Source organism: Bradyrhizobium sp. AUGA SZCCT0431, assembly GCF_018131065.1.
Classification (GTDB): Bacteria; Pseudomonadota; Alphaproteobacteria; order Rhizobiales; family Xanthobacteraceae; genus Bradyrhizobium.
Window position 1 is genome coordinate 16,723 of the sequence record NZ_JAFCLR010000009.1, and the last position, 22,954, is coordinate 39,676.

The 22,954-nt window shown below is 62.6% G+C and carries 5 protein-coding genes; 1 reads left to right on the forward strand and 4 read right to left on the reverse strand.

Annotation, left to right across the window (positions count from 1 at the left end):
- Positions 1–117 precede the first annotated feature (117 nt).
- Positions 118–1,485, reverse strand: a complete 1,368-nt coding sequence (locus tag JQ567_RS10420; protein ID WP_312017381.1) for a phage integrase central domain-containing protein — start codon at positions 1,483–1,485, stop codon at positions 118–120.
- A gap of 229 nt (positions 1,486–1,714) precedes the next feature.
- Here JQ567_RS10420 and JQ567_RS10425 point away from each other — a divergent pair, with 229 nt between their 5' ends.
- Positions 1,715–1,984, forward strand: a complete 270-nt coding sequence (locus JQ567_RS10425) for a hypothetical protein (protein WP_212438731.1) — start codon at positions 1,715–1,717, stop codon at positions 1,982–1,984.
- A 23-nt stretch (positions 1,985–2,007) separates the two neighbouring features.
- On the opposite strand, the gene JQ567_RS10430 is transcribed toward JQ567_RS10425, so the two are convergent.
- The 3 genes from JQ567_RS10430 to JQ567_RS10440 all read right to left on the reverse strand — a co-directional run bounded on the left by JQ567_RS10430 (position 2,008) and on the right by JQ567_RS10440 (position 22,940).
- Complete coding sequence (locus tag JQ567_RS10430) at positions 2,008–2,820, reverse strand: aspartate dehydrogenase (protein ID WP_409363588.1); 813 nt, start codon at positions 2,818–2,820, stop codon at positions 2,008–2,010.
- Positions 2,821–2,960: 140 nt separating this feature from the next.
- On the reverse strand, positions 2,961–4,622 hold the full coding sequence (locus JQ567_RS10435) for a ShlB/FhaC/HecB family hemolysin secretion/activation protein (protein WP_212438733.1): 1,662 nt from the start codon (positions 4,620–4,622) through the stop codon (positions 2,961–2,963).
- 15 nt (positions 4,623–4,637) lie between these two features.
- Positions 4,638–22,940 carry a leukotoxin LktA family filamentous adhesin gene (locus JQ567_RS10440; protein ID WP_212438734.1) on the reverse strand — a complete coding sequence of 6,101 codons (18,303 nt, stop codon included), beginning with the start codon at positions 22,938–22,940 and terminating at the stop codon, positions 4,638–4,640.
- Positions 22,941–22,954: the final 14 nt, after the last annotated feature.

Genomic DNA, 22,954 nt, shown 5'->3' on the forward strand with positions numbered 1-22,954 from the left:
TCATCCGATCGCGCGGCAAATTCGCAAATCTCATGTTCGTGTATGAGCGTCAAGATCGTACAAAAAGAAAAGGCCCGCGAACGGGCCTCATCCAGAACTTATGCACCGATCCATTTTTTATGCGACCAGCTTTTCCCAAGTCGTTCTATACGTTTGGTGGTCGTTCAAAAGATAGTCGCACCATTGCTGCATTAACGCCTTCCGGCGTTCGAAGGCATCGCCGCGTCGGTACGCCCTCTCCGTCTTGTTTTTGATGGTATGCGCAAGGGCCATTTCGACGATTGTATCAGGATGAAGCGTTGTTTCGCTCGCCCAATCGCGAAACGTGGACCTGAAACCGTGCACGGTGACGCTATTGCGCATTCCACGCAGCATTTCCAACATCGCCATGTCAGACAACGGTTTGTTGCGCTTCATGCCCGGAAACACGTATGGGTTTCCATCGATCCTGTGCAGGTTGGTTAGGAGGTCGATCGCTGCATTTGACAAGGGAACGCGATGTTCAACGCCCGCTTTCATGCGATCCGCCGGGATCGTCCAAATCCGATTGGCTAAATCGAACTCGGGCCAAGTTGCGTTGATCGTCTCGTTCGTTCGCGTGACGCACAGGATGGTCAGGGATAATGCTTTGGCTGAAAAGTCGGTCTTGAGCCTTAGCTCTGTTGCAAATGTTGGGATGTCTTTCCAATCCATTGCGTCGAAATGCCCTTTGGACTGCTTTCCGTTTAACCAATGTTGCATGTTATCTTCCCAGCGCGCCGGGTTGTGATGATTGTTCCAAAGATCGCGTGTTTCGGGGTTTGATAAGCCCTTCGCCTTTGCTGCCGCGATGACGGTTTCAATCCGACTTCTAACCCGTGATGCCGTTTCACGCGCGTTCGTCCAAAGAGTACCCGTCTTGCCTTTTCGAGTATGTTTCTGTTGTAGGATTCCCAATACGTCGTTCGTGGTAACTTCGTGCGGCGGCGATTTGCCGATGGTGGGATAAACGTAAGTCGCCAGCGTGTTGTCCCATTGCTGCCGGTGTTTGGGATTTTTCCAGCCATCCTTATGTTGCGCAATGTAATCGCGGGCCACTTCCTCGAATGTATCAACGGCCGTCTGTCGGATCGTCGCGGCTTCTACCTTGTTTGCAGCGGCGTTTCGTTCGGCTAGCGGATCACGGCCGGCTTTTATTTGCTTTCGGTATTCAGCTACCTGCCATTCAAGCGCCTTCAATTTTGCGGCGTCGATCGGTTCGTAGGTTTCGAGTGTCATCAATCGACGTTGGCCGGACTTCGAAGAATAGCGGAAGGCCCAAAAGGCTGATCCGCTCTTGGCGATTGCAAGGCAGAGGCCACGTTCGTGCGACCACATTCCCGGCTTGGCGGCTTGGACAAGACTTTGGATGGTGCGGAGTGCGAGACCCTTTTTAAGAGGGCCGGACTGACGTTTTTCAGGGATTGTTCCGTGCATGACTGGCGACCTTGCTTGGTTAATCGCCACGCTAGACACTCACCATTCGGAGTTCACCACCGCGTTTTGACCCTGATCGCTAGTGGCGCTCATGATCGTCTAAACTTGTGGATAATCAAAATGGTAGCGGCGTTTCTGACGCCTCGTGTTCTCGTGTGACGATACAAAGCTACGGGCACCCCTTCCGCCAAAATTAGGCGATCATCCAGCCCATCCTGTTATCCTGGGCTTTTCATCCCTCGGGTTTTGGCAGGTAGCGATGCGTGATTTCGAGAGAGCGACGCGCGTGCTGGACGCCTTGAAGGCCGCTGAAGATCAGCCGGCGCAGTTGGCCTTGCCGATCCTGAACGGACTGGTCGGCCTGGTTCAGGGAAGCGGCGAGCAGCCGCTGGAGGTCGAAGAGGCGCGCTCTGGTGCGTTCATGGCGATCTGCGAGGTCGGCAAGGCGCTGCACCGCGGTCAGCCGGCGGATCAGCTTTGGTCGGCGGCGATCGGCGCCACGGAGCGCTGGATGTCGCTCACGAAGTGAGGCCTGCCCTCACCGCCTGATCCTCAGGTTCCGACGCGCAAAGCTGAACCTTGCTTGCGCAGATAGGCAATGACCGAAAGTGCCGTGATGCGGCCGGTCTTGGGGTTTTCCGAGGGAATGTTCTCTATCGTCATCGAAAAGCGTGCGGAATCCGATTCCACTTCAACGCGGTGCACGTTTCGGGTCACGGTCGGATCGGCCCAAATCTGCAGCGTGGTCCGGTCGGGCCCAAGGCCCGCCAGCGAAAGCGCCACGGCAACATTGAGATTCGCCGGGAAGCCCTTGGCGGCATCACGGGCGGTGCCCTCGAAAATCTTCAAGGGCTCGGTGATGCCGGCAATGTCGATGTTGTTTTCGACCAGATAGGGAGCCCCGGCGAGGCCGTTGAGCGGCTTTCGCGTCACCATCCTGACCGACTGGATATTGCCTTCCGCCGCGGCGGTGACCGCGTCGAGACCGATCAGCGCACCGGTCGGCACGACGATCTGGCCGCCGTTTTGCCTGGCCAGCGCAATGAGATCCTCGTTCTCGAGAAGCGCGCCAACGCTCAGGACGATGGCAGTTTTACCGCGGCTCACGAAAGGAATGACAATCGATCGAACGAGCTTGCTGGCTGCGCACTCGATCACGATATCGGCCGCTGCGCAGAGCTCATCGATTGGCAAGACGGCGGGCGATCGCTTCAATGTGGCGAGAAAATCGCCATGCTTCGCCGGGTCCTGTGCCGATACCGCCGCGAGGACCAGACCGTCGATGCCTTGATCCAGGGCTTCCACGACCTTACGCCCGATCGGACCAAGGCCTACGACGGCGACGCGGCGCGATGGGTTGGGCATCATACGAACTCCGCAGAAATTGCTCACGTGCCCTGCATAGCATTTCCGGGACGCGCGTCGAGAATGGCAACGCGGTCACCTGGGATGTCAGCACATTGGCCGGGATGTTTCGGGACGGCTCGCCAGAATCCTGACCGTGCCTATCCGGGCACGTTTTGCTTGGGGAACATCAGCAGGGGCCGGAAGATAAACCGGCCATAGTATTCGTAGTGCCGCTGGGTGGAGATCGCCAGTTTCAGGGGCGTTGCATAGCTGCCCTCGAACGTCAGCGACGGCGCCATCGTCCATGAGAACCCCACCCCGATCGAACTCAATTCAACGATGCCGGGGAATGTGGAGAACGCCGCGCCCCAATCCGTGAAGACATACGTGTCCAGGCCCTTGAGAATGGCCGACCAGTTGTAGTGCAGTTCGGCGTTGATGTAGTAGCCGCTGTCGCCGGCCACCGCATTGGTGGGATAGCCGCGCACGGTGGTCGGGCCGCCGATCGAAAATATCTGGTCGCCCGGCAACAGCTTCGTCGGCGAATATTGCCAGCTGCCCAAGAGATTGGCGCTGAAATTGGCAGGACCCATCCCCGTCGCTATCGCACTGCCGGTATAGGTATTGAAGGTTCGGTTGCCGTTCAGAATGTAATCGTGCCATTCGATGTAGTTCATCGACGGCGAGACGGTGATGGAATAATTGTTGCCGGAATTGGTCAACGAAAACCCACCCGTGGTTCTCTGATAGCGGTCGCTGGTGACCGCGACAGTGCTAAACCGGCTTACCGTATTGCCGTCGGTCTGGGCCGCATTGAGCAGCAGCAGCCAGTTTTGTGTAACCCAGGCCGGCTGGCTGAAATTGATGGAGGCCTGGGTCGATCGCCCGGTTACGTTGAGCGCGACGAACGGTCCGTCGATGATCTTGATGTTCCCCTGCGTGTAGCTCACGCCGACGCGGCCGCCCCAGGGGTTTACCGGAATGTTATAGGCGACGTTGCCGTTGAGATTGCCGTCCGACCTCACCCCGTAGAACGTCAGTCGATCGTCCACGCCGAACAGGCCGTGACGCCGGTAAAAGGCGCCGCCTTCGAACCGGCCGGTGTTCTGGACACCCTGATTGTCGACAAATAATTGCAGCGTATCGGTGGGTGGTTCGATAACGGCGAATTGCAGGTCGGTCAGGCCGAAGCTGGTCCCCGGCTGCAACAGCGCCTTGATCTGCACGTCGTTGGTTCGATTGAACCAGATCACGTCGCGGTTGAGCTTTGGCACGTCGAGGACTTCACCTTCCGGCGCCTGGACGCGCGGCAGGATATAGGACGTCGACGTCTGCTTGTTGCCCTCGATGGTGGTTTTTTGCAGACGACCTTCCGTCAGCTTGATGCGAACGATCCCGCCCTTGGCATCCTGATCCGGCAGCGTCGCGATCCCCGTGACGATCCCGCGTTCGGCGTAGACCGCGTTGATGTCGGCTACGACCTGCTGAAGTGTCGCGATATCGGCGTCCTTGCCGATATATTTCTTCGCAATCTCGTCGAGCTCTTCGGGCGTAATGAACTTGGATGAATCGAATTCAAGCTTGCGCAGCAGGAATTTTGGACCACCTGGTTTCAGCGTTTGGGTCTTTTCCCGCTCGCCGCCGACCACGCCCGGGCCCTGGAGCTTCGGCGGTTGGCTCTGCCGCTCGAGTTGCTGCCGCTGGCGGTCGATGTCGGTCTGGATGGCGCCGGGGTTGACCTGCGGGGCGAGCTGCGCGCGCGCGGATGCACTGCACAACAGTGCAAGCCCGATGCCCAATGCTATTGCCTGCCTACGCATTGAAAACCTGTCGCCTTAGAACTGAACTACCGGATTGCCATTCTCCTTGGCATCCGCGAACCGATTGGCATTCCCTTTTGCGCGTCCATCAAGCTCGGTGCTGTTCCAGCCCGGACGGCCGTTCTTGCGGCCTTCACGCTGGAGCTGTCGCAGCTTTTTGGCTTCCGTAAGCCCCTCAATATTCACGGCCGGTCCCGATCCGATCACCTCAACCGGCTTCGGGGTGAGCAGCGCCTCCAGTCTCGCGTTCCCGGCAAGGCCAAGCAGGTAGAACGTTTCGGCGCCGCTCTTTTGCGCCAACCAGGTGTTGAGCGTTTCCGTGCTCTCGGTGTCGTTCGCGATGTTGCGGATCGCCATCGAGCCGGTGAAGCTGCTGCAGCAGGTGTGCGAACCCACGTAGTTGGTCACGGTCGCCGAGATGTCGCCATTGTAAAGGACGACGTAGCTGTCGGTGACGTTGGCGTTGCCGTTGTGGCTCATCGTGAACACGCCGCCCGGCTGGTAGAGCTGCAGCGTCGCCCAGTTCGACGGCGACGGTGAACGGTTATCCAGCAGGATCCGTTGGGTCAGCGTCGTCAACATCAACTGGCCCGGCACGAAGCCGTTGACGATCGTGACGTTCGGCGCGTCGGTGACGAAGTTCGCGTCAACGACCCTGAACTGATTGACGATGATCGTATCCGGATCGATGTTGAGATTGGCCGAGGTCGCGACACCGCCGTTGTAACCGGTGACGTTCATGATCAGCGGGATCGACGGCGTCGACGGAATTTGCCCGCCGATGACGTTGATGGTGTTGGCCGCAAGATCCAGTTGCTTGACGACGCTGACCCACTTGATCGTGAGATCGCCGGGCGCGGACAGCGCGACCGTGTTGCCCCTGATCTGATCGAGGCCGATCGAGCCCGCCGTATTGAAATGCGTGTCGCCATTGGCAAACACCGATCCGCCCAGGATCGAGCCGAAGTCGGAGCGCAGATTGACGTCGCCGGCATCCCCGGGAATGCCATTGGCGGTCAGCTGCTTGAAGACAATGTCGCCATGTGCCTGCAAGGTCTGGGTGCCGCCGCTGATCGCCGTTCCCAGCGTGATCCCGCTCGCCGTCGCCGTCATACCGAGCGCGCCGGCCACCTGGAGGTTGGCCCAGTCGATCAGCGTTCCCTGCAGCAACGCGGTGCCGGTCACGGTCGTGAGGTTATTGCCGGTGTTGCTGGTCGCTGCGATCAGGCTGGCGGAACCATGGGCATTGATCGAGCCGCCGACGAGCTTGCCGGTATCGGCGTTGATGTTGACGTTGCCCGCGTCACCCGTGATACCGCTGGTGGTGAGCTGATTGAACGTCACGTTCTGCCTGGCGTGCAGCGTTTGCGTACCGCCGCTCTGTGCTGAGGCAAGCGTGATGCTGCTGCCGGTCGAATTGACCCCCAGCGTCGTACCTGCTGTCAGGTTGGTCCAGTCGATCAGGCCGCTGGCAACGAGCGAGGCCGAACCGGTGGTGGCGGCCAGTGTCGCGCCGGTGATGGTTGTGGCTGCCGTCAGCGAAGCCGAGCCATTCGCCGCGACCGAACCCGGCGTGGTGACGCCCCCGGTAACCACCGTCTCCGCCAGGATGAAGCCGTTATCGGCATTGACGTTGATGTTTCCAACGTCGCCGGTGATGCCGCTGGCGGCGAGCTGGTTGAACGTGACATTCTGGTTGGCGTGCAGCGTCTGGCTGCCGCCGCTCCGCGCGGTCTTGAGCGTGATGCTGCTGCCGGTTGAATTGAGCCCCAACGTAGTCCCCGCGGTCAGCGTGGTCCAGTCGATCAACCCGGCTGCCACGAGCGAAGCCGAGCCCGTCGTCGCCACCAGCGTCGCTCCAGTGATGGTCGTGGCTGCCGTCAGCGAAGCCGAGCCATTGGCTGCGACCGAACCCGGCGTCGTGGTGCCACCGGCAACGACAGTTTCTGCCAGGATGAAGCCGTTGGCGGCATTGACGCTGATGTTTCCGGCATCGCCGGTGATGCTGGTGGTGGCCAGCTGGTTGAACGTGATGTTCTGGCTGGCATGCAGGATCTGGCTGCCGCCGCTCTGCGCGGTCTTGAGCGTGATGCTGCCGGCCGTTGACGTCATGCCCAGCGTGGTGCCCGCGGTCAGCGTGGTCCAGTCGATCAGGCCAGCCGCCACGAGCGAGGCCGAACCGGTGGTCGCCGCCAGCGTCGTACCGGTGATGGTGGTGCCCGCCGTCAGCGAGGCCGAGCCATTGGCTGCGACCGAACCCGGCGTCGTGACGCCGCCGTTAACGACCGTCTGCGCCAGGACGAAACCGTGATCGGCATTGACGGTGATATCGCCGGGATCGCTGCCGACACCCGTCGCGCTGAGCTGGTTGAAGGTCACGTTGCCGTCGGCATGAACCGTCTGGCTGCCGCTGCTGGCGGCTGCCCCGACGACGATGTTGCTGCCGCTGGTGGTCGCCCGCGCGGTGAAGGTGCCGTTGGCACCGGTCGCCGTGCCGGCCAGAACGCTGTTCAGCGTCAGGCTGCCACTGCCCTGTACATCCACGCTGCCCTTGACGGCCGACAGCAGGCTCGCCTCGAGGTCAGCCAGCGCGCCGATATAGATGCCGCCATCGGTCGCCGTGGCGGCCAGGTATGGCGCGTTCAGGGTGATCCGCTGCGTCGATGTCCCGATGTTGTTGGCGTTGAGCGCGACCCGCGCGTTGGCGCCCGACGCCACCAGGTTGGTCCGGCCGTCGGCGTTGCTCAGGATCGCGCCCGCGGAGACGCCGCCGGCCGAAACCACGATGGAAGCCGCGTTGCCGGCCGCCGCATAGGATGCCGACGAGTTGAGCTGGCCGAGCGTCGCATCCCCCGTGGTCGCCACGGTGATCACGCCCGCGGCGTTGATGGCGGTGTAGGCGCCCATGGTGAGCGATGCCGAGGCCAGCGTCACCGCGCCATTGGTGCTCTCGGCGACGATCGGATCGGCGCTGGTGCCGGCCGTGAACGTCACCGCGCCATTGGCGAGCAATTGCATCAACCCGTCGCTGGTGAGGTCGGCATTGATATTGAGCGCGCCAACCGGCGTCCTCAGCGTCATCGCGCCGCCGGCGGAAAGCCCGCCGTAGGTTCCGGTCGTACCGATATTCAGGTTGTCCGACGGGGCCAGGATCGTCATGGCGCCGACCGAGGTGCCGGTGATCGCACCCGATATCTTGACCTGGAGCGGCTGGGCCGTGGTGCCGTTGAAGCCGACATTGCCACCGGCGCGCACGTCCAGCGACGCGCCCGCGATGTGGACCGCCGTCCGGTCGGTAAACTGCGGCTCGGCATAGATGCTGCCGGTCGCCGCAAACTGGATCGCGCCGGCGGCGGTGACGTTGCCGAGGACGAGATCGCCGGTGGTCTGTTTCAGATAGATGCCGCCCTGCGCCGCCACGACCTGGTCGAGCTGGTTGGTCGCCGGGTTGGCGAAGGCAATCTGAAGGGCGTTCGGATTGTTCGCCTGGTTGGTTCCAGCCGCAGGCGCCTGACCGATGTTGCCGGTTTCCGAGATCAGGGTGAGATCCCGGATGTTGCCGGAGATCACAGCCTGGCTGGCGATGCCCGCGAATATGTTGCCGACGGCGTCAAGCTTGACGTCGCCGCCGCCGGTGGTCTGCACGCCGTTGGACTGCGCCGCCGTGATCGGGCCGAACGTTGCGTTGGCGATACCGCCGAGCTTCAGGTCGGACTTGCTGGCCAGATAGACGTCGCTTTGTACCTTGGCGGCAACGGCGTCGATCGGATTAAGAACGACGTAGCTCTGTTGCGACACGCTCACATTATACGTGATGACACCGGTAGCCTGGTCGGTTGTCGGCGTCACCGTCAGTTGTGCCGGACCGGCCGAGGCAAGCAGGGCCTTCTGTACGTCCGACAACGACGAGGAACCCGTGCTGGTGAAGGAAAAGTCCACGGGCCTGGCCAGGTTGCCGACCGAACCGTTTGGCGCATACAGCATGACCTGCCGGCCACTGACGTTCGCCGGCGTGAGTTCGCCGATCGGCGCCGGCGCCACAGCGGTGGCCGGATTGGCCGCGGCGCTCACGGTGTATTTGAGCTGGTCCTGCGTCCACTGCGAACCCGACGTGATCGTTGTGTAAAGCGTCGAATTGGTCGACAGCGAATAGCTGAAATTCGGGTTGTAGGCCGTGAGCGACACGGTCAGATCCGGCGCGGCCTGCAGGCTTGCATTCGAGGCAAGGTTGGCGCCGAACAGCGTCGTGAGCGAATTCGAGAGCTGGGCCGCTGTCTTGATGCCGAGCAGATACTCGGCCCTCTCGAAGCGCGTTGTCGCCTCGGTCCTCATCTGGGTTGTCGTGACATCAGCGGGATCGATGCCGAGCTTGGCCGCGACCTGGGCCTTGAGCACGGTGGTTCCGAGCGAAGTGAGCGCGTAGGTATTGCCGTCGGCAAAGGCCAGATTGCGCAGCTGCCAATAGTCGTTGTAGGCCGCCTTGATCATCGACTCGTAGGCGGTCACGGACGCCCCAGCGGAGCCGCTCACGAGGTTCAGGCTGGTCCAGACATCCTGGAGATGCGCGCTCTGCTCGGCGGTCAGCCCGCCGGCCGACAGGCCGTTGAGGATGTTGGCGGTGCGACCGTCGGATGCGGCGGCCGCCAGGAAGACCGCGCCTCCGGACAAAACCTTGCCGAGCCTGAGATCGCCGGTCGATTGCACGATGTAGGTACCGGTCGAGGACGTGCTGTTGAGCAGCCCGCCGTCGACACTGCCGTTGATCAGGGTCGTTCCGGTGGCCTGGACCACGAGCGGGTTGACGTTGGTCAGGACAGTCGCCCCGTTGCTGACGCTGGAAACCGCGCCGATCGCGCCGCCCGTCGAATTGATTTCGATCGATTTGCCGACCACGACCGGGTTGGCGACGTTGTAGGGTGAACCCGAATTGATGTCGCCGGTCGCCGACAGGAATATGTTTCCTTGCGGCGCATTGCCCGCGATTGCCGAATTGGCTTTCACCTGACCGATTACCAGCGATCCCTGCGCGGCAATGGCGATGTCACGGTCAATCGACGTTGCGTTCAGCTGGCCGCCATAGACCTGGACCGGCACCGGCGTCTTCGTCCCCGCGAGCGAGCCGATACCACCATCTGCCCTGAGCGTGACGTTGGTTCCGGAAATCAGCGGATTATTGGCGGTCGCTCCGACCGTGATGGACGAATTGGCGCCCGTCGCGGTGACGGTCGTTGCGCCCTGCAGATTGTTGATCGGTCCGTTGATCACGATGCTGGCGTCGGATGTCACCGCCACCGAGCTGGAACCGCCGCCGTTGAAATGAATACCGATGTCGTAAGAGGCCTTGACGGTGTTCGTCAACGTCAGGGTCAGGCGGTCGTAGATCTGCTGGTACCAATTGTACTGCTTGAGGCTGCCGCAGCAGGCACCACTGCCGGTGTTGAAGTTGTTGGAGTGGTAAGCGCCGGTCGCCGTGACGACTTCCTGGAAGTTGGCGGTTTGCAACTGATTGGTGGTAACGCCGTTGACGACCTGCATCACGTTCGAGACGAGGCTCGTGGTCTGTGTGTAGGGATAGGTCGGCGAGTTGGCCGAGACGCCGCTGAAGGTCCAGCCATAGTCGGCGGCAGTGCTGGTGACGGGACGCGTCAGCGTCGCCGTGTCAACCCATTGATAATATTGGTTGGCCTGCGGCTGGTAGACCACGCCCGAGGTTCCGCTGAGTCCGACCAGCATCCCCGAATTGTAACCGCTCGCATTGACGCCTGCGGTCCGGTAGGTGCTGACCTGCTGTCCGCCCGGTGCCGCCGCATTGTAGACGTACCAGGTCGTCTGCTGCTTGAGCTGGTCGACGATCTGGATGACGCTCGCGGCGCTGACGCCGGTGTTGATCGTGTTGGTGACGAGCGTCGTTCCGGTCGTGTTGTTGACGGTAATCGTGCCGGCGCCGCCGTTGACGACGATGTTGCCCTGCGATGTGCCGCTCGTGGACGTGCTGATGATGCGGCCGTTCAGGTAGACATAGCCGCCGGTGCCCTGCACCACGCTGTTCAGCACGATCTGGTCGGTCAGCACGTTGTACCGCGCGCCAACCTGCACGTCGCCGCCGTTGACCTTGGTCAGGTACGGGGTCAGGTCGAGATAATTGCCGTTCTGGGCATTGCTCTGGGCCTGGGCGAGCGACAGGTTTGCCAGCGTGTCGGCGCGCAGGCTGTCAATGACGTTCCTGGCGTTGGTGCCGATATTGACCGAATAGTTGCTGCTCTGTCCGCTCTGGATGGTTCCGTTGACGTTGAGCACCGACGCCGACAGGATGATGGCTTTGCCGATGGCAAAGGCGTTGGGCGCCGCGCCCGTGAGGGTCGTCGCAGCGGTTATTGGCGTCACCGCCGCGGACTGGATGTTGATGACCTGGAAGAAGGCTGCGCAGCCCAAACAATGGAACGGGCTTCCGTTGTCACCGTACACCGTCTGACCGTCATAGGTGCTCTTCTCCCAAGGCCTGGTCGAGACGATGGCAGGATTGGCTCCCTCGATTTGAGCGAGGTTTCCAGGAATGCCCTCGCCTGCCGGCAGGAAGATCGCCGAATAAAGGGAAACGCCGTCATAAAACAGGTTGAGCATGCGCGCGGTGAACACCACGCTGTTCGGTACAGCAGCCGCGCTGCCGCTGCCGCCGTTGCAGCAATAATGGGTATACGGTTTGTAGCTGCCGTTGCCGGCAATGTAGACCTCACCGGGAACGTATTGGCCGTACGTTCCCAGCCACGTCGCCGCCGTCATGACGGCGGTAAGCGTGTCAGTGGGCCTGAACTGGACACCCGCCCACTGCGACGACACGGTGCCGTTGGTGTTGTAGATGCTGCCAACCCCACCATTGAACGTGAAGGTGCCGTTCGGGACCTGCACCTGGATCGTCGCCGCGTTGTAGGTCTGCGACGCGACCACGTTGCCGAGCGCGTTGCCGATGTTGAGCAGACCGTTCAGGTTGGTGACCTCACCGTTGAAGTAGATGTCGGGGGTTTTGGTCAGCGGGATCCCGTTCAGATCGACGCCGAGGCCGGTGTTCGGGTCCTTGCGGTTATAGCTGGCATTTACGGTGACGACCGGCGTCGAGCCAGTCAGATCCTGCTGGAAGGTGATGCCGGGCGACGTGGTGTCGGTCGCCGCACCCGTAAAGATATTGTGGCCACCGCTGACGCCGGTCACCGTCATCCTCGACACCGACATGAAGTTCAGGCCCTGGTTCCCGATGTTGATCGAGACGGAGTCGCGGGACGAGACACGCGGTGCGGCCTTGCCGGCCACCTGCGTACCGCTCATCGTTTCGGCCAGGATCGAGACGTTGCCGCCCGAGACCAGGATATCGCCAAGCGCGATCGACGCGCCGGCGACGTTGGCGGCGAACGGCGCCTGCTGGATCAGCGTGTTGACCTGGCGCTGGATATCGCCGGTCGGATCGCTGGCGGTGGCGATCGTGATGGTGGGATTGGCACCCGACAACACCGTCTGCACATCCGCCGTCGACAACCCGCTCAACGTGGCGATCTGCGCGACGATCGTCTGATAGGGATTGAAGCCGTTGACGACCGCGTACTGGATGGTCTGGTGATTGTACTTCTTGACCGCGCTGAAATTATTCGGATCGGAGACCAGTTCGAGGGTCAGCGCGTACGGACTGGTGGTCGTCAGGGTCGGCGCGTTGGCGCCGACCGCAATGAGGATCGATTCCTGATTGTAGATGCCGGCCACCACGACGCCGTTCTGCGAGATGTTGCCGCGGCCGTCGGTATTGCTGTGATTGTCGTGGTTCTCGGTGCTGAACAGCGTCAGATACGGATTGTAATTGGTGCCCCTGCCGTTCGCCGATACGGCACCTCTGGTCGCTGCGAGCGAGACGTTGTTCACGCCAAGCACCTTGGCGCCACCGGCGATATTCAGGTCGGTATAGCTCCGCGCCGTGGCCGTGCCGCTATACACGGCCGTAATCGGGATCACGGCCTGGTTGTAGACCACGGTGGTCGCGTTGGCGCTCACTTGGCTGTACTTGCTGCCGTCGCCGGCCTGGCCGGCGGTGAGATTGAGCAGGCCCCAGGCCAGCAGCGTCGTATCGCCGCTAACGTTGACGGCCTGGTTCGCGGTCAGCGAGGTATTCGTGCTGGCGCCGGCGCCGGTGATGGCGCCGAACAGGTTCGCGTTGGCGTAGTTGTACGCGATCAGCGAGGACGCGGTGCCGATGAAGAGATTGCCGGCACTGAAGATCTCGGTCGCGTCGATGTTGACCGTGGCGTAGGCGTTCGCCGTCATGTTGGAACGGGCGCCGCCGCCGGCAAACAGGCCGCCCGCGGTCAGGCTGACACTGTCGACGGTGCGCAGCGAGTTGTAGGCTTCGATGTTGACCTTGGAGGTTGACGTCAGAGGATCGTCGTTCAGGCTGAGGATCGTGCCGCTGCCGATATTCGTGGTCGACCTCTGGGTGACATGGGCGTCACTCACCGTCGCGGCGCCCGCGGCCACGCCGCCCGATCCTGCCCGCGCTCCGCCACCGAATTGATTGACGATGTCGTTGGAGATGACGAGCATGTCGCCGCCCGCGGAATGGATGATCAGGTTCGTTCCGACACCGGCCGTCGTGGTCGAGGTGACGTTGCTGGTCGAATTGCCGCCGCTGGCGCCGGCAAAGGATGCCTGGAAGGCGTCGCCATTACCGGCATAATTTGTCTGGTGCTGGGCCTGGATGTTCAGCCCGCCCAGGTAAAGCGTATTGGACGTCGCGTTGCCATAGAGGTTCGCGCTCGTCGTAGCGGTGTTGTTGATCAGCGCGACCGCCGCAGCGCCTGCGATGGTGCCACCCGAGCCGGCCGTCGCGCTGGCCGCAAGGGTATCGGTGCTGACCGCGGTGATCTGCAGGATCCCGATATGGTTTGCGGTGGTGATCGCCCCCGCCCCGAGATAGGCGTCCGTGGTGGCGTTGGATGTGACCTTTGCTATGGTCGCGCCCGCCGCGATATAGCCCGCAGCGATACCCGTCGCCGTTGCGTACTGGTTGCTGTCGTTCTGGGCGGCGATTATGAAGTCGCCGGCCGGCAGGGTAATCCCCGTCCCGCCATAGGCACTAACCGTCGAGTTTTCCCTGGTTTCGGCGTAGCTGCCCTGGACGCCGATCAGCGATCCGCCGCCGCCCGCGATCGCACGGGCATAGATGCCGTTGCCGCTGCTCGGCGCCAGCGCCATGGCGGTGACGGAAACGTCGCCTCCGGTGAAAGTGGTATTGTTGCCGACGCGGGAGGTGACGTTGAGCGACGAACTCGCCAGCGCCACGGAGACGCCGATCGCGCCGCCGCCGACGGCGACACCCAGCGAAGTCGCCGAGACGTCCGGCGTCGCCGAAGCCGATACCAGGGTGCCGAGGCCGGTTGCGGACGTCGAGATAGCGGCGCTGTTGCCGATCTCCGCCAGCACGGTGGAGTCTTCCTTCGCGGTCGCGGCTGCGCCGGTGCCGGAGACGATACCGCCGGCGACCGCCGTCGCCGACGCCGACAAGGCGCCGCCTTCGGTTGCCGTGACGGCAACGGTCGAACTGTTGACGCTGGCGTTATCCAGGATCTTGGCGGCGACCGAACTGGATTTTGCGGTGGTAGCGATCGTAACGCCGACGGCCGCGATGCCGCCGCTGCCGCCCCCGGCCGTTGCCGCCTGGGTCGAGGTGTCGCGCGCGCTCACCTGGACGCCATTTCCGCCCGTTCCCGTCACCGTGCCGCCGAGCTGCGCCGTCACGGTATTGGTGACATTGCCGACGGCCACGGCTGCCTGGGCGCCGAAGTAGAGCGACAAGCCGCCGGCAACGGATTCGGTGTCTACCGTCTTGCCCGCATAGGGCCCGGTCGTGGCATCCTTCACGACAGCTGCGACGCTGACCGTGGGAGCCGAGACGATGGCGCTGAGATTGGCGAGAACGCTGCTGTTGACGCTGGTCCAGCCGATACCGGCACCAATGCCGACATCCTTGCCGAAACCGGCGCCGAGCAGGAATTGCTGCGCGGCGTTGGCGCTGGTGGCGCTGACGTTGACCTGGGTGCCCGTGACATTGCCGCCGGCGATCTGCGCCGTGACGCTGTCGTTGCCGCCGGTCAGCACGGTGCTGACGTCATAGGTCGACGTGGCGTTGGCGTTGCTCGGGTTGCCAGCCGTGCCGCTGGCGACCGCGCCGCTGCCCTGGCTCGAATTGGTTCCGGCATTGGCGGCGGCGATGGTGCCGCCGAATTGTCCGGTCTGGTCGCCCTGCGTGTCGGCGTCCGCCGTGTTGGTGCCGATAAGGATGACCCCAATCGCCGCGCCGATGCCCACCGAGCTGCCGGCGCCCACGGTCACGGCATAGGACTGCACTTCCTTGATGCTCTGGGCGTTGACGTTGATCGCCCCTGAAGAGTTCAGGTTGCTGTTGCGGGTCTCCGCGGTGGTCTGGCTCTTGAACACCAGCACGTTGGCGGCGGCACCGACGCCTACTCCGCCGGTCGCGACCGACAGCGCGCCCGCGATCTCCCGGATGTAGACTTCCTCGTTTGCGTTCACCGTGACCGCGCCCGCAGCGGTGCCCGTCGGCGACGTCAGCGTGGTGTCGTAGATGCCAGCAATCGTGACGTTGTTGGCGATCTCAATGTTGGCCATGCCAGCGACAGCCCCGCCGCCGGTTGAGATCGCGCCGCCGACTGAAAACGCCTGGAAATCGTTGATCGTTCTTGCGTCGACCTCGAGTGCGCCACTCAATTGAAGCGCCGTCGTATGGGCCGCGCCGTTGCCCCGATAGTGGAATTCATCGCCGATATAAGCCAGGGTCTTGTTCGAACTGACCTGGACCAGGAAGGCAGCGCCAATCGCCACGTTGCTTCCATAGGCGCCGGAGCCGTTGGCGGACGCGATACCCGTGCTGTCCTTGGCCTTGACGGACAGCGACGAGGCGGTCAGCGAGCCACCGTCGACATACGCTTCCGTCGTGGCATTGAAGACATTGAGCCCGACCGAACCGCTGTTGAAGCCGACCGCGACGGAGGACGCATGCTGCTCGGCATTGGCCTTGACCGTGACCGCACCGACCGTCGGCGAGACCACGCCGCCCACGGTGACGGTGCCGCCGACTTCGGCATTGGTGATATAGGCGAAGGTTTCGCGCGACATCGTCGTGCTGATGATGGTCGCGCCGCCGCCGGCGGTGCCTGTCGGCGCCACGATACCGAGGCCGAACGTGCCGGCATAGGACATGCTGCTGGCAGCGACGTTGATCTGCGGCGCCAATGTGGAGCTGGTCAGCCGCGTGTCGATACTGGCGCCATCGATATAGGCGCTGGTCGTGCCCGACATCACGTTGACGATCGGGTTGATCATGATCGAAACGCCGCTGCTCGCGGCAAGGCTGGCAACGTTGGCGACGACCGCCTGATGCGAGCTGGCGACGACCGAGAGGCCCCTCACATTTTCACGCGTCTCGCTCAGGTCGGGCGTGTCGTCGGTCGGCGCGTTGAACGCACCAAGATCGAGCGCGTGCGCGAGTGTGCCGCTGTTGACGGAGAAGGGATTCGACGTCGGCCCAGTGTTACCGCGCGCGTCGACCTTGGTGGCCGAGCCACTGATATAGGCTGACGTGTTACCTGTGATCTTGTTGGTGACGAGCGACCCCGCGCCGCCGGCAGCCCCCTTGGAGATCGCAAACGCACCAGCAAATACCGCGGCGTTGTCGGTGTTGTTCGCTTGCACGGCGATGTTGCCGTCGGCGATGACGTCGGAGCCGCCGGTAATGCTGGCGGTGACATTCGTGCCCATCAAATTGGTGGCAACCGATCCGGCAAGACCGACTTGCGACGAAATGGCGACACCCACCGCAACCGTCGAAATCATGGCTTCGGACTTGGTCGAAACGCCGACATTTCCGCTCGAAACCAACACCTTGGAGCCGGTTATCCCGGCGCTCAAATTGTTCGAGATGTCGCTGTAGACGAGCGCAAGGCCCGCGGCGCTTCCCTGCGTCGACCCGCCGGCCACCGCCGCAGTTCCGGTGATTTTCGAGGTGTCGTTCGCGGTAACAAAGAGACCTTTCTCGGCCGTAATCGTCGAATTCGTGGTGTTCGACTGCGCGTTGCCGACCGAGGCCGTCACGGTATTCTGGATCGAGTTGATCGACAGTCCGCCGACGCCCGAGAACTGGCCGGTGGAAAGGCCGAAGCCGATCGCAACGGACTGGATCTCCGAGGAGTCGCTCGCGGTCACCGAGACGGTGCCGGTGGTCGAGGTCAGCAGGACACCTGCGATGTAGGCCGAATGCGTCGTCGCGATGTGGTCGTAGACCATCGACGCGCCGACATTGTTCTTGCCTGCCTGGATGATGCCGGCGACCGCAATGATCGCGGCACCCGGTGCCGTTGGACTGCCCGCCGTCCCGCCATTCAGCGCCTGGTAGCTGAAATCGACGCAGTTCTGTTGTCCGCCGGTGGTTGAACAATTGTCGGACGCGAGCTGGTTGGCGTTCGAGGCCTTGACGAGATTGGACAGCGCGGTGTCGAGCGATGCAATGGCAACGCTATCAGCGGTCACAATGACGTTGCCGGTGACCGTGATGTTAACGGTGGCACTGCTGCGGATATAGGACATCGTCGACGTCGTAATGTCGGTGACGACGATGGCGCCGGCAGCACCATTGCCCCCGGCCCCGCCGGATGCCGCGCCTGCGGCGATCACGCTGGCGTTGTCTCCAAGCACCGTAAGCGTGTCGTAATTGTTGATCGACGTCCCGCGAATATGCGCATCGACCGCCGTGCCACCGGTCGGATCGCCGATCGAGGCATAGGTAAATCCGGCACCGACCCCGCCCTGCCCGCCGGCCACATAAAGCGAGCCACCGCCGATCGCGATGTTGCTGGTCTGGTAGGCGTCGACCTCGACCGCGCGCGACGTGCCGCTGGAGACGCCGTTGAGGGTCGAATTCTGGATGTAGGCATTGACGCTGTCGGTGATGATGCCGACCGACAGCGCAATCGCAACCGAATTGGCCCGGGATGCGGCGATGCCGATGGCGACGACCGTTTCCGATCCGCCGTTCAGTGCCTGAACCGACACCGCCGCGTGATTGTTGATGGTCGTGTTGTCGATATAGGCCACCGTGGCGTTGTTCGACATGGCTACGGCAATGGCGCCCGCGACCGCAACACTTCCCGATGCCGCGGACCCTGCGAGGTTGGCCGCAGCGGAGCCTGAACCGTTGTTGAGGACGGTATCGTTGAGCGCCTGGACCAGTGTGCTCGCCGTGGTGCTCGACCCGGTGAAGCGGTTGATCGTCACGCCAGTGACCGAAGCGGTCGTCCCCAACGAGACGTCGCTGACCGACGAGCTGCCCGCGATATCGATGGAGAAGCCGTCATTGGAAGCACCCGAGGACTGGCTGATCCTGGCCATTGCTATCCCGACACCATCAGCTCCGCCTGTCGCGGCGGCGCCGACGGCTCCGGCCTTGTTGGCGAAGTCCGAGACCGAAGGTTCAGAGATCGCCGCCGCGATCGAAGCCGCCGTCATACGTCCGGAAGTCGTCGCGCTGACCGCCAGATGATCCACAGCGATCGTGCCGTTGCCTCCGCCGCTACCCGAGAACGGATCGTTGGCGCTGAAGGGACCCGGCCTAATGTCGCTCTGATTTTCGCCGATATAGGCGGCGGTATCGGTATTCGCTCCGAGATAGGCGACGGCGATACCGACCGCGGAAGCGCCGCCGAGGGAGACCGCACCGGCAATCGACAGCATCGACAGATCTTGGGCCGCATGGACGTTGACCGTCGGAGACGACACGTGGGCGCCGATGCCGATCGACGCGTGCGTCTTGTTGTTGACCAGCGCGATCGACGTGATCCCGTTCAGCGACAGAGCGCCCGCAGCCTTGCCTGATGTCGGCGCCACACCGAAGAACAGATCTTTGGTGACCGCATCGATGGAAATGTTGTCTGCGGAGCTTAACGAAGCCCCCGAGGCAACGCCGGCGATGGTGTTGCTGGAGAACTGAACGAGGTTGAGCGCGCCGCCCAATGACGAACCGCCCGAGGTATTGCCCGGCAGGAAGCCCAGCGTCCCCACGTTGCCGGCAGCGTTGATCGAACTCGTTGACGTGTTCGCCGCGATCGCCAGGGTCGCGTTGAAGTCCTGCGTGCCGCTCCAGGTCGACGCCGACCAGGCGCCGTTGCCACAGGTCGCGATGGTGCAGGTCGCGTTCAGGCTCGCTCCGGTCGCGACCCACGCGGTCGTGTTGTTGTTGACCATGAAATTGTTCAACGAACCGGCAATGCCAACCGTATCGCCGGCATCCGAGGTCGCATTGGCGTAGCTGGTCAGGATATTGCCGCCGACGCCGAGATTGCCGTTGAGATGGCTGATCACCTCGCCGAGCCCGGCCCATTGCAGCCAGGTGTTGGTGATCGGTAAATAGGTGTTCGCAGTGACGCCGATGTTCGGCGCGTTGATCAGCGTACCGCCACCGATATAGGCGTTGGAATTGTGGTTGAAGGTGCCCCATGCGACGGCCGCACTGATCGCGACGCCCTCGCCGGCCGACACATCGGACGTAATCGCGCTGGCGGTGGCATTGCTGCGGACGCCGACGTCGATGACGTTGCTGACAACAGCGACATTACCATTGGTGTAAATACTGGGTGCGCCGCCGCTCGGGTTTTGCCTGATCGCCGCCGTCGCATTCTGCGTGCTGTTCGCAAGCGACATCGCCCCCGCGGACTTGAAGTTGAAGCTCGCCGAGACCAGCGGGCCCATCATCGCAAAGATCATGCTTTCCGGCGACAGGGTCGTAAGAATCGCTTCCTGCAGGGCGCCGACCAGGGCCGGCGTACCGACGATGGTCGAGGCCATGGTCGAGTTGAGCTTGCCGTTGGATGTCGCCTCGACGACCACCGAACCGTTCAGCCGGTTGGCGCTGGTGCCGAGCGAGGCCCCCATCAATGCCGTAGCCGATGTCGTGATATCGCTGATCGCCAGCGCCCCGCCGGAGCCACCGCTTACACCTGGCGAGCTCAGTGCGACCGATGTCGCCGACGTTGAAAAACTGTTGTTGTTCAGCGCACGCACCGCGAACGTGTTGCCGCTCGGGTTGACCGTCCCGACACTGATGTTGGCGCCGGTTGCAACGTTAGCCAAGGTCGAGACGGTCGCCTTGGAATAAGCGACCGTCTCCACAAACTGAGATGAGCCGGCCGAAACAGCGGACACCTTCATGGTTGCGTCGTTCGTGGCAAGGATCGACAGGTTGCTACCGGCGGAAATCGTCGCGCCGGATGCCACGTTGGTCGAAACGTTCGCGTCGATCTTGCCGACGACCACCGCCGCGCTGAACGGCATGAAGTTCACGAGACCAGCAAGGACCGGATCCTCCGCCAGCTCCGAGCCGTTCGCGCGGATGGAAACGTTGCCTGTGCCGCTGATGTTGGCGTGGCTGTTGATGTTCACCGTTGCCGTTGCACTCGCCGCGACGTAGCCACCATTGAGGCCGAGCAACGCCGGAGCAACGCTTTCGCCGACGAGCGCGAACATCCCCAGGATCGAGCTCGTGAAACTGGATACGGCCGTCGAGCTCGCGTTGATCGAAATATTGCCGCCCGTGATCTGGCCGTCGATCGTAATTCCCGTCACCGCGGTCGCCTGGCCCGACAACCTGTTGTCGCTCGCGGTCGCATTGAGCGTAACGGTGCCGCTGGTGAAGGTGGAGCCGCCGAAATTGACGGCTTGGGCGAGGATTTTCGATCCTTGGGCCATCGTGATCGTCGGCGCGCTCAACGTGACGTTCCGCGAATTGGCCTGCGAATTCTGGGAGGCGTTCAGCGAACGTGAATCGATGACGGCGGTCGCGTTCAGGGTGATCGAATTGTTCGCCGAAATCTCGAACGCGCTGGTTCCGGAAAGCGCCAGCATCAACGAGGCGATCTGGGTGTTGTTGACGAACCCGGCGCTCCCGGCACTGGGATCGGCCGAGCTGCCGATGATGACGTTGTCCTGGTCGAAGGCAAACGCGGCAGCGCCCGCGGTGATCTGTGCGCCCGACGTGACGTTGAGCGTACGGGCCTGCAGCGCGACCTTCATCGTGCTGCCGGCGTTGATCACCGCATCGGCGTTGAGATTCAATGTGTTGGCCTGAGCCGAAAGCAACAAGGTTCCGGAGCCGTTTACAGCCGCGATATATCTGGCGACCATCAGGTTCGACAGCAGGCCGCCCTGGCCGTTGTTGGCGGCGACGTTGCCGCCTGTCAGCGACGCGCCGCCGACAGTAAGTGCGCTTTGGGCGAAGAAAAAGCCGACGGTGCCCGCGCTGATGCTCGCGCCGGTGTTTACGTTGATAGATGGGCCGTTGAAATTGACGTACCGCGACGGATCGGCGGCAATGACGGCCGTCGATCCCACGGTTATCGAGGCCTGATCGGTACTGAAGGCGAGGTAGCCACCTCTAACGGTACCGGATACGTCAATACCTGAACCGGCGCCGAAGGCATTCATGATGACCCGGCCGGAAGTAAAGCTGGTAGCGTTGGCGCCCGTGGTATTCACCGCCTGCGCAAGGACCTGGCCGCCGCTGTCGATGTTGATCGTCGGTGCGGTGAATACGATGTTGTCCACCGAGTTGGCATTCGAAACGGCGCCGGCCATGCGGCGGCCGTCGACGATGCCGGTGGAATCGACGGTAATCCGTGACGCCGCGCTGAGCGAAAGCGTGGCGCCGCTGCCGACTGCGCCGGCGTAGCGCGCGATCGTGGCATTGGACACGAAACCGGCCGCGCCGGTATTGCTGCTTGTGCTGCCATTGCCAACGATCATATCGGCGGCGCTGGAGAGGACGACCCGCGACGCAGTAATCTGCAGTCCAGTGTTGGTCAAAACCTGAGCGCCGCCAGTGCTGGCAGCATTGATGTTGACCTGGCCGCCAGAGGTAGTCGAAGTCAGAGCAACGGTATCGCCCCTGACATAGCTGCCCGCCAGCAGGTTCAGCGTCGGCGCATTCAGGGTCACGTTAACGGTGGTTCCGCCGTCGACGACGCCGTTTCCATTGATCGTGATTGAGTTGCTCGCCAAGAGCGTGAACGTACCGGTGCCGTTGAGCGCAGAGATCGCGGCGGCGACCGTGGCATTCGACATGTTGACACCGGCTACACCGGTGGCCGCGCCGACAACGATATCCGTCGGATCGAGGATGAGCTTGCCGGCATTGCCGTTAGGCGCGGCAACGTTGATTTTGACGCCGCTGGCGATGTCGACGATGCCGTTGGCGCTCAGATCAACGACAGCCGCGTTGCCCTTGGCGGAACTGGCGTTGATCCGGGCGCCGCTCTTCACGGTCAGATCGCCGGTGCTCTTGAGCGTGATATTGCCGGCGTCGCCTGTCTTGCTGGCGGCGGTGCTCAGGCTCGCTGTCTTGCCGAGCTGGATATTGTTTCCGGCGGTGACGGTGATCGTGCTCGGCGTGGTGGTGCGGCTGCGCGCCGTCAGCCGCCCGGAGATGGTTGCGTTGTTGACCGCGCCAATGTGGATCGATCCGTTGTGGACGGTGATGGCGCTGGCGCTGCGCAGACCCTTGGAATTGACGGAGGCCGCGAATTTGGAGGCGTGTTCGTGGTTGACCCGCTCGCGCTGGCTCCTGCCGCCGCCGACGAAGACGTTCTGGCCCGTAAGCCGGACGCCGTCCGCGGCGTTGATACGGCCGAGAATCCGGATATTGCCGTCCGGCGATATCGGGAATGAGCCGTTCATCAGGCTGCTTACGGCGGCGTTATTGATCTGCCCCGAGGCGCCGATGATGCTGTCGGTGAATTCCTTCGACGGCGTGGAAACGTTCAGGCTGCCGACATTGACGACGCCGGTCTTGCCGACCACGAAGCCGTAGGGATCGGCAAAGTAGACATTGCCGCCGATCTTGCCGTTTTGATAGGAGTTGAGGGTTCCGTTGACGTAAGCCGGCGCGTCCCGGACGATATTGATCAGGTTCTGGCTGCCGTTGGGCACCTGCAGGTTGACGGTGTTGCCCTGCCCGACCCCGAACTGCGAAAACGAGTTGAACGCGTTGGCGCCGGATACGGTGGTCGTGGTGATGTTGGTGACATTGCCCGACGTCTGCAGGCTCGTTCCGGTGCGGCCGTCGGGAATGATGACGTTGGCCGTCTGCGCCCGAAGGCCAGTGCCGAGCAACGGCAGGATCGTCATCTGCGCAATGCAGATCAACGAGACGAAACGCAGGCGCGAGAACCTGCGTAACGTCAAACCACCCTCGCTTCTGGCTGAGAGCGGCATACGCATGTCAGCTCACCTTC

Bases quoted from the DNA above. Each gene is read 5' to 3' on its own strand.
- JQ567_RS10440 (WP_212438734.1), bottom strand. From the start codon at position 22,940: ATGCGTATGCCGCTCTCAGCCAGAAGCGAGGGTGGTTTGACGTTACGC.
- JQ567_RS10435 (WP_212438733.1), bottom strand. From the start codon at position 4,622: ATGCGTAGGCAGGCAATAGCATTGGGCATCGGGCTTGCACTGTTGTGC.
- JQ567_RS10425 (WP_212438731.1), top strand. From the start codon at position 1,715: ATGCGTGATTTCGAGAGAGCGACGCGCGTGCTGGACGCCTTGAAGGCC.
- JQ567_RS10430 (WP_409363588.1), bottom strand. From the start codon at position 2,820: ATGCCCAACCCATCGCGCCGCGTCGCCGTCGTAGGCCTTGGTCCGATC.